This window comes from Caulobacter sp. AVps18 (assembly GCF_058681425.1).
Window position 1 is genome coordinate 1466421 of the sequence record NZ_CM178737.1, and the last position, 11487, is coordinate 1477907.

The 11487-nt window shown below is 68.7% G+C and carries 10 protein-coding genes; 4 read left to right on the forward strand and 6 right to left on the reverse strand.

Annotated features, from left to right (window positions below; all coding sequences use genetic code 11):
- The first annotated feature begins 5 nt into the window (after positions 1–5).
- Positions 6–1241: an NAD(P)/FAD-dependent oxidoreductase gene (locus ACW179_RS06815; protein WP_492063545.1), complete on the forward strand. Its 1236-nt coding sequence runs from the start codon at positions 6–8 to the stop codon at positions 1239–1241.
- 739 nt (positions 1242–1980) lie between these two features.
- The gene (locus ACW179_RS06820; RefSeq protein WP_492063546.1) at positions 1981–2721 is read left to right on the forward strand and encodes a hypothetical protein; all 741 of its coding nucleotides are present in this window, start codon (positions 1981–1983) and stop codon (positions 2719–2721) included.
- Here the strand turns inward: ACW179_RS06820 and ACW179_RS06825 are convergent.
- From ACW179_RS06825 to ACW179_RS06835, 3 genes are all read right to left on the reverse strand, one after another.
- On the reverse strand, positions 2718–4448 hold the full coding sequence (locus tag ACW179_RS06825) for a heparinase II/III family protein (RefSeq protein WP_492063547.1): 1731 nt from the start codon (positions 4446–4448) through the stop codon (positions 2718–2720). The two genes, ACW179_RS06820 and ACW179_RS06825, sit on opposite strands and share 4 nt — an antisense overlap.
- A gap of 9 nt (positions 4449–4457) precedes the next feature.
- Positions 4458–5120 (reverse strand): ribulose-phosphate 3-epimerase, encoded by a 663-nt coding sequence (gene rpe / locus ACW179_RS06830; protein WP_492063548.1) that lies wholly within the window; start codon positions 5118–5120, stop codon positions 4458–4460.
- Between the two features lie 161 nt (positions 5121–5281).
- Positions 5282–6565: an RsmB/NOP family class I SAM-dependent RNA methyltransferase gene (locus tag ACW179_RS06835; RefSeq protein ID WP_492063549.1), complete on the reverse strand. Its 1284-nt coding sequence runs from the start codon at positions 6563–6565 to the stop codon at positions 5282–5284.
- 79 nt (positions 6566–6644) lie between these two features.
- Between ACW179_RS06835 and ACW179_RS06840 the strand changes: the two genes are divergently transcribed.
- The gene (locus ACW179_RS06840) at positions 6645–6854 is read left to right on the forward strand and encodes a DUF1674 domain-containing protein (RefSeq protein ID WP_492063550.1); all 210 of its coding nucleotides are present in this window, start codon (positions 6645–6647) and stop codon (positions 6852–6854) included.
- Positions 6855–6973: 119 nt separating this feature from the next.
- On the opposite strand, the gene ACW179_RS06845 is transcribed toward ACW179_RS06840, so the two are convergent.
- On the reverse strand, positions 6974–7909 hold the full coding sequence (locus ACW179_RS06845; RefSeq protein ID WP_492063551.1) for an isopenicillin N synthase family dioxygenase: 936 nt from the start codon (positions 7907–7909) through the stop codon (positions 6974–6976).
- A 187-nt stretch (positions 7910–8096) separates the two neighbouring features.
- Between ACW179_RS06845 and ACW179_RS06850 the strand changes: the two genes are divergently transcribed.
- Entirely contained in the window at positions 8097–8768 is a 672-nt protein-coding gene (locus ACW179_RS06850; RefSeq protein WP_492063552.1) for a YiaD family glycine zipper/OmpA-like lipoprotein, read from the forward strand.
- 134 nt (positions 8769–8902) lie between these two features.
- Here ACW179_RS06850 and ACW179_RS06855 read toward each other — a convergent pair whose 3' ends face one another.
- Both ACW179_RS06855 and kefF read right to left on the reverse strand, forming a co-directional pair.
- Complete coding sequence (locus ACW179_RS06855) at positions 8903–10804, reverse strand: monovalent cation:proton antiporter-2 (CPA2) family protein (protein ID WP_492063553.1); 1902 nt, start codon at positions 10802–10804, stop codon at positions 8903–8905.
- Positions 10805–10807: 3 nt separating this feature from the next.
- Positions 10808–11392, reverse strand: coding sequence for a glutathione-regulated potassium-efflux system oxidoreductase KefF (kefF, locus tag ACW179_RS06860; RefSeq protein ID WP_492063554.1), 585 nt, complete (start codon positions 11390–11392; stop codon positions 10808–10810).
- Between the last annotated feature and the right edge of the window lie 95 nt (positions 11393–11487).

Consider the following 11487-nt stretch of genomic DNA (forward strand, 5'->3'; position numbering starts at 1 on the left):
ACGCGATGATCGACCGGCGCACGTTTCTGAATGTCTCGGCCGGCGGGGCCCTGGCCGCCGCCGCCAGTCCGTCGGTGGCCGCGCCGGCCGTCGTCAGTGGCCTGGCCGATGTCGTGGTGGTCGGGGCCGGGGCGTTTGGCGGCTGGAGCGCCTTGTCGATGCGCGAGCGCGGCTTGCGGGTGATCAATCTCGATGCCTATGGCCCGGTCAGCCCGCGCGCCTCGTCCTCGGGCGAGACCCGCTCGATCCGGGCCGGCTATGGTGCCCAGGGCTTCTATTCGGACTGGTCGCTCAAGGCCCTGGCCCTTTGGAAGAAGCGCGAGGCCGAGTTTGGCCGCAAGCTGCTCTATGCCAATGACCGCATCGAACTGGCAAACGCCTGGCTGCCGGCCATGCTGGCCCAGCGCAAGATCTTCGAGGATCTGAAACTGCCCTATGCGGTCCTGACCCGTGACGAGCTGCGGCGGGCCTATCCGCAGATGGCCTTTGATGATGTGGACTTCGCCTTCGTCGAGACCTCGGCCAGCGCGGCGGTGATCAAGGCCCGCGAGAGCATGCTGGTGGTCTCTGACGTGTTCCAGAAAAAGGGCGGCTCGGCGCGGATCGCCCGGGCAATGCCCGGCGCCGCGAGCGGTCGTCGCCTGGACGCCCTGACTCTGAACGACGGCGAGACCCTGGCCGCCGGACAGTTCGTCTTCGCCTGTGGTCCGTGGACCCCGAAGCTGTTCCCGGCCCTGGCCCGCCCTAGGGTCGATGTCTGGCGCAGCGAGTATTTCTACTGGGGCCCGCCGGCCGGGGATGCGCGGTTCTCGTGGCCCAACCAGCCCGCCTGGCATGACCATGTGCGCGGCGGCTATGGTTTCGGCAGTCTGGAGCGCGGCCTGAAATACTCGCCCGAGGCCGACGGCCGGGTGCGCATGGACCCCGACAGTGCCGAACGTCTGGCCACGGACTATCTGCTGAAAAAGGGCCGCGACTATATCGGCGCCCGCTTCCCCGCGATGCGCGACGCCCCGATCCTGGAGACCCGCGTCTGCCAGGTGGACAACACCGCCAACAGCCATTTCATCCTCGACCGGCATCCCGACTACGACAATGTCTGGCTGGCCTTCGGCGGCGGTGGCCACGGCTTCAAGCACGGGCCGATGGTCGGCGACTACATGGCCGACCGCGTCCTGGGCCGCCCGGCCGACCCGGCCCTGGAGGCGGTGTTCAAGCTGTCCGGGCATGGGGCGGTTTGAGGCCAATCCTCCCCCTGAAGGGGGAGGTGTCGCCCCCGCGAAGGCGGGGGAGACGGAGGGGGTGGTGCTGCCGGCCCCGAGGGGACTTCCCCCTCCGGCCTGACGGCCGCCTCCCCCTTCAGGGGGAGGATCTACGGGGATCCAGCCTCCTCCATCCCCGGCGCATAACCCGCAAACCCCAGCAATTTCAGCGCCCTGAAAAAAGAACGAGCGCGCCCATCAGACGCGCTCAAAACGCCCCCCATACTGATCCCACCTGACAGCACGGGAAGGGCGTCCGGCCGGCGACTGCGACGGCTGTCAGGGGTGGTCGAGCGGGAAGCGCCCGTCGGCCGTCGTTTGAAGGCCCGGTGGGGTCTGGCGGAGCAGGTGTCCATTGAGGGCGCTGCGTCGAGGCCGGGCCCGGACCACCGGGAACACCCTTTGGCGACGCCCGACATGCGCAACAGGTCCGGGCTGAAATCGCCTGGACGGTCTGGACGGGGTCGCTTTCCCCTCCACCCGCCGGGGGCCGAACGTCGGGAGCGGGTTAAAACCCCGCGCCCTGGAGGCTCACCGGAAATCGGACTACGCGGAGCGCTCGTCTTCGTCGAAACGGTACTCAACTACACAATCCTCCGGGCGAGGCCCGGGCGCTCCGCGACCCTTCCCATCACCATCGCAGCGAAAGCGCGAGGCAGCGCAGCCGTGCGCAAAGTTCACATCCCACAGGCGGGCATCTTGGCAGTATGCCTCAGGGTTGCGCGAGGGCACCGATGCGGGCCTATTCGATGTTGTAGGGATGGAGTACCAGATGCGAATTGCCGGACTGGGAATGGTCGCAGTTCTGGCCTTGGGCGCGACGAGCAATGCCCAGGCGACCACCTGCACGGCCTCTCCTTTGCTTGTGATGGACAGCCACTGGCCCGCCTATTTCGGCGAGCAATTTCAACATGCCGAGGGCGTCTATCTGGTCCGGGCGAAGTCATCCAAAGCGCGTCTGCAGGCCTTCCTCGGCGACATGCCCTGCGACTATGGGAAGGCCGGACCGCCGCCGCCGGCCCCAGGGGAGGCTTCGGCGAAATTCATGGCGGCCTACATGGCAGACAAGCGCGCCGCTGAGCTGGAAAATCAAGCCTGCAGCAGTTCGGCGGTCGAGTTCGAGGTTCTTGAGACCTTGAAGGGCAAGCCCCGCAATCGTTGGGTCGACACGGGCGGCGCGTTTGACATTCGAAGTGGTCCGCCAACCGAGCCCGCCTATGGACCACCAATGGCTGCGTATGCCCACTTCGCCAAAGCGGACAGCTCGCAGTTCTGTCCTGAGGTCGGCCTTCGGCGCCTCAGCCACGGTGCGACCTACATTGTCTTCATGAGCAATCACGGGACCCAGAAGCACCCGGCGCTTAAGGTCGTTCACGCCTTCCTGGCGGACGGCACGCCTTTCCTGAAGGAAGCGCGCCGGCTTTCCGCGCGTGCCGGAGGGCGCAAGACCGCCCCCTAATGCCCCTCCGCCCGCACCAGCTTCCAGCGGATCTTGGCGCCGACCTCCGGCCGCACCTGGCTCTTGAGCACGATCTGGCCGGCCTTGCGGGCCTGGCCGTGGTCGAAATGGGCCGAGGAAGCGATCTCGACGTCGACGGCGTCGTTGCGCAGCCACCAGCCGACATTCGAGGGCCCCCGGATCAGCACGCTCTTGCGGTCCCGAGCGATGGAGGCGTTGGCGTCGGGGTGCAGGTGGAAGCGGACCGCAAAGGGCAGGTAGCGGCGCGGGCCGGCGGCGTCGCCTTGCACGAGGGGGATCAGGCTGTCCTCGCCGCGCAGCTCGTCGGCGACGGCGTCGAGGAACAGGCGGCGGGCGTGGGTCAGGCCCAGGCGCCGCCAGCCGTCATGGCTGATGTCCAGCCACACCCCGCCCTCGGCGTCGTGACGCTTGGCCTGAACGTCGGTGGCGCCGTCGACCAGCCAGGGGCCCAGGGCCTTGGCCCGAAAGCCCGACAGCGGCCGGCCGGCCGAGCCGTCGCCCACCGAGACCGTCGAGGCCGCGTCAGACAGGCGAAAGGCGTGGGCGCCGGTCGCCTCGGGGCTCCAGCCGCAGCTGGTGACCAGCCGGTCCTTGCCGCAGACGATCTCGATGGCGGCGGGCTGGGCGCAGGCGGCGCGGCTGAGCTGTCCTGTCGGCGGCGGACCGGTGTCGGCCATCACCTGGATGGTGCCGCCCTGCATCCGCTGGAAGCCGCTGTGGCGGGCGGCGTCCGGCGGGCGGGGACCGGCGTCGTCATGGGCCAGGGCGGCGGCGATCCGGCTTGCGGGCAGGGCCTCGCCGCCATGAAAGGCCGCCAGATGGCCATCGGCCAGGGTGAAGAACCGGGCCGCCGAAGACAGGCGGTCGATGGCCCGCGACACCGCCTCGGGCGAGGGGCGGCCGCGCTGGCCCAGGGCGTCGTCGAGGGTCAGCAGGTCGAACAGGAGCTCGACCCCGGCCTCTGGCGAGCGGTTGGCATGGCCGCCGTCGGGCCGGACGATGGCCTCCATGTCGCGCTCGACGATCTTGAGGCCCGCCGTGATCAACCGCTCGCCCGGCGGCCCGTCCAGCACGCAGCCGGCGATGGCCACGGTGACGGCGCGCTCGAAATTGCGGTCCGGGGCGTCAGAGGCCTTCAGCAATTGCCGCGCGCCCCGGGCCAGATCCATCGACAGGTCGGCGATCTCGGCGTCGGAGGCTTCGGCCGCCAGGCTGCGGGCGGCGCAGGCCAGGTGGAACACCCGCCGCTCCAGGCACTCGCCGCTCCAGGAAAAGCCGTTCCAGCGGCCAAACACCCGGCGCCAGTCGTCGATCAGCCGAAGGGCGCGGCGAGCGCCCCCCGGCCCGGCGGCGACCAGGTCGGCGAGCCAGTCGAAACGGTGCAAGGCCAGGGCGAAGCGGCGCGAGGGGCTGGGGGTGTTGAACGGGTCGCCCGCCTCGCCGATCCGCAGGGCGTCGCCCGACAGGGTCAGGACCCCGGCGAGGATCTTGCGGCCATGCTCGGCATCGACCGGCCGGGGGTCATGCGGGTGGGCCGCCAGTCCCCGGGGGCGGGGCAGGGACAGGGCCAGGCGGTGCGGCGGCGAACCGAACCACTCGCGCTCCAGATGGTTTCGGGCCTCGGCGCCGATCGCTCGCAGAAGGACGCCGCCACGGGGAAGGGCGGGAAGTCCGGGCAGGCCGCGAGCGATGCGTTCGAGGACCATCGAAGAGGATCAGCCTCCCTTGAGGGCGCGGATGTTGCCGGCATAGGCCTCGGGCCCGCCCTTGAACACCGCCGAGCCCGCGACCAGGGCCGTGGCCCCGGCGGCCACGCACTGCGGGGCGGTGGCCGGGGTAACGCCGCCGTCGACCTCGATGATGATGTCGAGGCCGGCCTTGTCGACCATGTTGCGCAGGGCTTCCACCTTGCGCAGCTGGCCGGGAATGAAGCTCTGGCCGCCAAAGCCCGGGTTCACCGACATGACCAGCAACAGGTCCACATCCTCCAGGATCCATTCGACATGGTCGATGCTGGTCGAGGGATTGAACACCACCCCGGCCTTGGCCCCCAGTTCGCGGATGCGTTTGAGCGAGCGATGCAGGTGGGGACCCGCCTCGGGGTGGATGCTGATGATATCGGCCCCGGCGGCGCGGAACGCCTCCAGATAAGGGTCGGCCGGGCTGATCATCAGGTGCACGTCGAACGGGATGCTGGCATGCGGCCGGATGGCTTTGACGATGTCGGGGCCCAGCGTGATGTTGGGCACGAAATGGCCGTCCATCACATCGACATGCACCCAGTCGGCGCCGGCCGCCTCAATGGCGGCGACTTCAGCGCCCAGCTTGGCGAAGTCAGAGGCAAGGATGGACGGGGCGATCAGCGGTGCGGCGGTCATGCCCTTGGCTTAACCGGGGTCGCGGCGTCGGACAAGGCGGGGTTGTTGCCTCGCAACCCCGTTTCAATCCCGCTCTCCCCGGCGAAAGCCGGGTCTCTGAGCCAGCCAAGCTGGCGCTCTGGGTTCGGTCTGGGTCCCGGCCTTCGCCGGGAAGAACGGATTTAGGGGATCCTGATGAACCGCGCCGCGAAGAAACCGTCCTGGCCGCCGTCGAGGTGATGGGGCAACAGGCGCAGGGTGCCACGGGGCGTCAGGCTGGCGGCCGGGGCCCCGGCCTCGCCGGACGCGATGGGGTCCAGCCGCATGTCGGGGCGGCGCGCCAGGAAGGCCTCGACCTGGGCCTCGCCCTCTTCGGGCTCCAGCGAGCAGACGCAATAGACGAGGTGCCCGCCGACTTTGGTCCTGTCGGCGGCGGCGTCCAGCAGGCGGGCCTGGACATTGGCCAGGCTGGCTACATCGCCTGGCCGGGCGGCCCACAGCACGTCGGGGTGGCGGCGGAAGGTGCCAGTGGCCGAGCAGGGGGCATCCAGCAGCACCGCATCGAAGGTACGGCTATCGTCCCAGGCTCCGGCGTCGGCGACCACGACTTCGGCGGTCAGGTCCATGCGCCTGAAATTGTCGGTCAGGCGCTCCAGCCGGGCGGCCGAGCGGTCGACGGCGGTGACGACGGCCCCGGCAGCGGCCAGTTGCAGCGACTTGCCGCCGGGCGCGGCGCACAGGTCGACGGCGGTCTCGCCGGGCTTCACGTTCAGCAAGCGGGCCGGAATGGCGGCAGCGGCATCCTGCACCCACCAACCCCCTTCCTCGAAGCCGGGCCAGGCGGCCACGTCGCCCTTGCGAGCCAGGCGCAGCGTCCCGCCGGGCAGGACCTCGCCCTCAAGTCTTTCAGCCCAGGAGGCGGCCAGGGCCGGGTCCTTCAGCGACAGGTCGGTGGCCGGTTCATTGGCGATCTGTGCGGCGACGGCGCGGGCGGTCTCCTGACCCCAGGCGCTGGTCCAGCGCGAGATCAGCCAGGGCGGGGCCAGGTGCTCGGGATCATCCGAAGGCGGGCCATCGCGCAGCAGACCGCGCAGTACGGCATTGACCAGGCCCTTGAACGGCCGGCTGGCCTTGTTGGCCCCAGCCATCTCGACGCTGGTGGCGACGGCGGCGAAGGCCGGCACCTCCAGATAGAAGGCCTGCACGGCGCCCAGGCGCAGCAGATTGCGCACCCGGGGCGGCGGCTCCTTGGCCAGCTTGGCCGACAGGGCGCGGTCGATCGGTCCCAGGCGGCGCAGGGCGGCCATGGCCAGGGCGCGGGCAAAGGCCCGCTCGCGCGGCTCCAGGAACCGGAAGCCGTGGGCCGATGCGGCTTCGTCGAGGCCGCCGCGACGCGACAGGGCCGCGTCCATGAGGGTAAGCGCGGCTTCCCGGGCGGGCAGGCCGTCATTGAGTTCTTGAGTCACGCCCCCGCCGTGCCCTGCGAAGGGGCTGAACGCAAGTGTCTTGGATGGTTGCTCACGGGTCTTGTGCTATGAAAGGGTCATGTCAGAGATCGAAAATCCGCCCGAGGGCGCTGCGCCCGACAAGGTTCTGTCGCCGGCGGCGCTGCGCGCCCTGGCTGAGGCCGCTGCCCGGCGGGCCGAGGCCGAAGCCACCGCCCTCGCGCTTGCAGAGGAACGCGGCGGCCGCGACGGTCCCGAGCCGACGCGCTACGGCGACTGGGAACGCAAGGGCGTGGCGGTGGACTTCTAGAGCGGGCGATCTGACGGAATCAGATCACCCGCTCTAGCCTTTTGTTTTCACGCGCGTTTCATTCCGAAAACCGGTTCCCACTTTTCGGAACGCGCTCTAGGTCCCAGCCAGCTCCACGATCAGGCCAGCTTGATCTCGCGCAGACGCTGCTGAAGGAACTCATCGGCGGTGATCGATTCCGGATAGCGGTCCGGATTGTCCGGCGTGATGCAGCCCGGCAGGGTCTTGATCTCGTAGTCCGACGCAAAATGCAGGAAGAACGGCGTCGAATAGCGCGGGATGTGGCGACGCTCCGGCGGCGGGTTCTGTACGCGGTGGACCGTCGAGGGCAGGACGTGATTGGTCAGGCGCTCCAGCATGTCGCCGATATTGATCACGATGCAGCCGGGCGGCGGGTTGATCGGCAGCCAGTCGCCGTTGCGGTCCAGCAGTTCAAGCCCGCCTTCCTCGGCCCCCATCAGCAGGGTGATGGTGTTGATGTCGCCGTGGGCTCCGGCCCGGACGCCTGTGGCGTCCAGGGGAATGGGCGGATAGTGCAGCAGGCGCAGGACGCTGTTGCCGTTCTCGATGGTGGGGGCAAAGAAATAGCGGTCCAGCTTCAGATAGGTGGCGATGGCCTCCAGAACCTTGCCGCCCATACTGTCGAGCGCGTTGTAGAACCAGCTGACATCATGCTTGAAGGCCGGGATTTCGGCCGGCCAGACATTGTCGGCCATGGTGGCGCGGAAGCGGTGGCCGGGCGGCAGGTCGCGGCCCATGTGCCAGAATTCCTTCAGGTCGTGATGGGTGGCGCCCTTGGCGGTCTCGACCCCGAACGGGATGTAGCCCCGGGCCCCGCCCTTGATCCCGGCATACTGCTTTTTGGTGTCGACCGGCAGGGCGAAGAAGGCCTTGGCGTCGGAGATCGCCGCATCGATCCGGTCCTGGTCCATGTCGTATTCCGACAATACCGCGAAGCCATATCGCTCGAACGAAGCGCCCAGCGCCTGGGCGAAGCCGGCGAAATCCTTGTGGTACAGCGTGAACGAGACCGGTTCGATTGCAGAGGTGGACACGGGACGAAGCCTCAATAGGTCGGGCGGGAATTAGTAAGTTCAGGCTTACTACACCGGGAAGGCGCTTCAGCGAAGGGCCGTTCATCGCGGGGTCATGTTGCGTCGTGGAACTTGACCATGGAGCAGGCGTTTGCCTTCTCAAGGATCCAGGCGTGATGACACGCACCAAAAGACACGGAAATCGGCCATGATGAAGAAAACCGCGATCGCAGCACTGTTCCTGGGCGCCGCCGCCCTGACGGCCTGCACCACCACCGATCCGTATACCGGCATGCCCGTGCGCAACAACACCGGAACAGGCGCGCTCGGCGGTGCGGCCGCCGGGGCCCTGTTGGGCTATCTGACCAACACCAATTCAGGCGAGCAGGGCCGCAAGAACGCCCTGATCGGCGCGGGTATCGGCGCCCTGGCCGGCGGCGCGGCCGGCAACTATATGGACCGTCAGCAGGCCGACTTCCGCCGCAGCCTGGAAGGTTCGGGCGTCGCCATCCGCCGCAACGGCGACCAGATCGTGCTGGTCATGCCCAGCGACGTCACCTTCGCGGTCGACAAGTCCGAGGTGCAGCCGCAGTTCCTGAAGGTGCTGGACGATGTGGCCCGCACGCTGAACGCCTATCCCCAGACCACCATCGACGTGGTCGGCCACGCCGATAGCAGCGGTCCGGACGACTACAACCAGATTCTCTCGGAGCGCCGCGCCAGCTCGGTGGCCAGCTATCTGGTCAGCAATGGCCGCGTGCTGGGCGACCGCGTCTTTGTGGCCGGCATGGGCGAACGCCAGCCGATCGCCGACAACGCCACCGCCGAAGGCCGCAGCCAGAACCGCCGGGTCGAAATCGTCCTGCGGCCGGTCACTTAGGCGGTTGCAGGTGGCTGCTCCCCCTCTGGGGGAGCTGTCGCGGAGCGACTGAGGGGGCCTTCTGGGCTTAGGCCGTGCTGGCCCCCTCCGGCCCTCTGGGCCACCTCCCCCAGAGGGGGAGGATCTTGTTCGCTCTACTCCGCCCCTTCTTTTTCCGCCCGCTCGCGCAGCTCCTGTTCCAGACTGGCGGTGTCCCAGGCACCGCCCGCGTCGCCGGGACGCATGCGTGAGAGGTCTGCGGCCAGCAGCCTGTCCATGGTCTTGGCGGCATCGCGCGAGGCCAGGATATAGGCCTCTTCCTGGCCCCACATCGGACGCAGCTCCTCGAAGCTGCGGCGGTCGTGGCGGCGGAAGAACGAGGCGGCGCGGTGCGCGCGGTGGGCCCGGAAGCCCAGCTTCTGCAGGGCGGTGGTTCCCAGCGACAGGGCTGACTCGAAGGTCTCGCGCTCGACGGCGTCAGCGCCATTGGCCAGCAGGTCATAGGCGTGGCGTCGATCCCAGGCTCGCGCCAGGATCACCAGGTCGGGGAAGGCCTTGCGCGCCGTCTCGACCAGTTCGACGGTCTTTTCCCGATCATCCAAGGCGACGATCAGCATCCGGGCCCGCTCGATGCCGGCGGCCCGCAGCAGGTCCATTCGCGTGGCGTCGCCATAGTGAACCCGGCGGCCAAAGCGGCGCAGCAGGTCGATCTGCTCGATATCGCTGTCCAGTACGGTAGAGCGAAAGCCGTTGGCGGTCAGCAGACGCCCGGTGATCTGCCCGAAGCGGCCAAAGCCGGCGATGATGATGTCGGGCTCGCCGTCCTCGAAGTCGCCGGTGTCGGGGACCACGGCGGGGATGGCCGCATCGACGGCGGCGGCGATGCGTTCATAGAGCATCATGGCCAGGGGGGTGAGGGCCATGGAGACGGCGACGGCGGCGGTCAGCAGGGCCGCCAGGGGCGCGCCGATCACGCCGGCCCCGACGGTGAAGGTCAGCAGCACGAAGGCGAACTCTCCGCCCTGGGCCAGAGCCGTCGCGACTGCGGCGGCTCCGCGCAGCGGCGCGCCGAACAGCCGGGCCAGGCCCAGCATGACCAGGAACTTCAACACCATCAGGCCCAGAACCAGGCCGATCAGGGTCAGGGGCTGGGTGGCGATCAGCGGCAGGTCGACGCCGGCCCCGACGGTGATGAAAAAGAGCCCCAGCAGCAGGCCCCGGAAGGGCTCGATGTCGGTTTCCAGCTCGCGACGAAACTCGCTCTCGGCCAGCACCACGCCGGCCAGGAAGGCACCGAGCGCCGGGGAGAGGCCGACCATCTGCATCAGGCTGGCCACGCCCACCACGATCAACAGGGCGGCGGCGGTGAAGATCTCGCGCAGGCGGCTCTCGGCGATGAACCGGAACAAGGGCCGCACCAGATAGCGCCCGCCCCCCACTACGGCGGCCACGGCGGCGAACACCGACAGGATCTGGGCCCAGACGGGCAGGTTGGCCACAAGACTGGCACCATGACCGCCGGCCTCGGCATGGGCGCTGGGCGCGATGGTGGCCAAAAGGGGCAGCAGGGCGAACATCGGGATCACCGCCAGGTCCTGCAACAGCAGAACCCCGAACGCGGCGCGGCCCACCGGGCCCTGGCGGAGGCCTTTTTCATCCAGGGTCTGGAGCACGATGGCGGTGGACGACATGGCCAGCACCAGCCCGACGGCCAGGGCCGTCTGCCAGGGCAGGCCCAGCAGGACCGACACACCGGCGACCGCCAGGGTGGTTCCCGCCACCTGGGCGCCGCCCAGGCCGAAGATCGCCTTGCGCATGTCCCACAGGGTGGAGGGCTGCACCTCCAGCCCGATCAGGAACAGCAGGATGACGACGCCGAACTCGGCGAACTTCATCACGTCGGCCTGGGCGCCGATCAGCGAGAGGGCGTAGGGGCCGATCAGCACGCCGGCGATCAGATAGCCCAGCACCGAGCCCAGCCCCAGCCGCTTGGCGATGGGCACCGAGATCACGGCCGCGCCGAGATAGACGAGGGTCTGGGTGAGGAAGGATTCCACCGGTCAGGCTCCTGTTTCAATCGGCAGCAGCGAGGCGATTCGGGCCTTGTAGCGTTCAGCTTCGGCCTTCAGCGCGTCGTCGTCCTTGACCGCCGCGCCGTGCACCACGAACGGCGTCTCCCAGACCATGCCGCACAGATGGGCCGTCTGCTCCAGCGGCCGCAGGAACTCGTCCATCGTAAAGCGGTTGTAGCCGTGGGCGTGATAGGCCTTGGCGCCGGCCCCTGTGGTGCAGGCCACGAACAGGCGCTTGCCCTGCAGGGCCACGCCCTCGGGGCCATAGGCGAAGCCGTGCAGCCACACCAGGTCCAGCCACTCCTTCATCAGGGCCGGGGTCGAGTACCAGTAGAGCGGGAACTGCAGGGCAATGACGTCATGGGCGACCAGGGCGGACTGCTCGGCCTCGATGTCGATCGCGAAGTCGGGATAGGTCTCGTACAGGTCACGGAAGGTGACGCCGGAAAGGCCCTTCGCGGCCTTGGCCATGGCCCGATTGGCGCGAGACCGTTCAAGCGCGGGATGGGCCAGGGTCAACAGCACGCCCGAGGTGGCGGGCGTCACGCCACCAGTGTTAGCCTTGTTCGTCAAACGCGCTCTCCCCGCATCGAAAATCTATTCATCAACGGTTGAATTTTTTCGGCGCTCGGGCGAGACCCTTCGTCGAACACCGGATCGCCAACCGG

What these genes read in the sequence shown, in the direction of transcription:
- ACW179_RS06815 (WP_492063545.1), top strand. Translation starts at nt 6, where the DNA reads ATGATCGACCGGCGCACGTTTCTGAATGTCTCGGCCGGCGGGGCCCTG.
- ACW179_RS06825 (WP_492063547.1), bottom strand. Translation starts at nt 4,448, where the DNA reads ATGGTCCTCGAACGCATCGCTCGCGGCCTGCCCGGACTTCCCGCCCTT.
- rpe (WP_492063548.1), bottom strand. Translation starts at nt 5,120, where the DNA reads ATGACCGCCGCACCGCTGATCGCCCCGTCCATCCTTGCCTCTGACTTC.
- ACW179_RS06840 (WP_492063550.1), top strand. Translation starts at nt 6,645, where the DNA reads ATGTCAGAGATCGAAAATCCGCCCGAGGGCGCTGCGCCCGACAAGGTT.
- ACW179_RS06850 (WP_492063552.1), top strand. Translation starts at nt 8,097, where the DNA reads ATGATGAAGAAAACCGCGATCGCAGCACTGTTCCTGGGCGCCGCCGCC.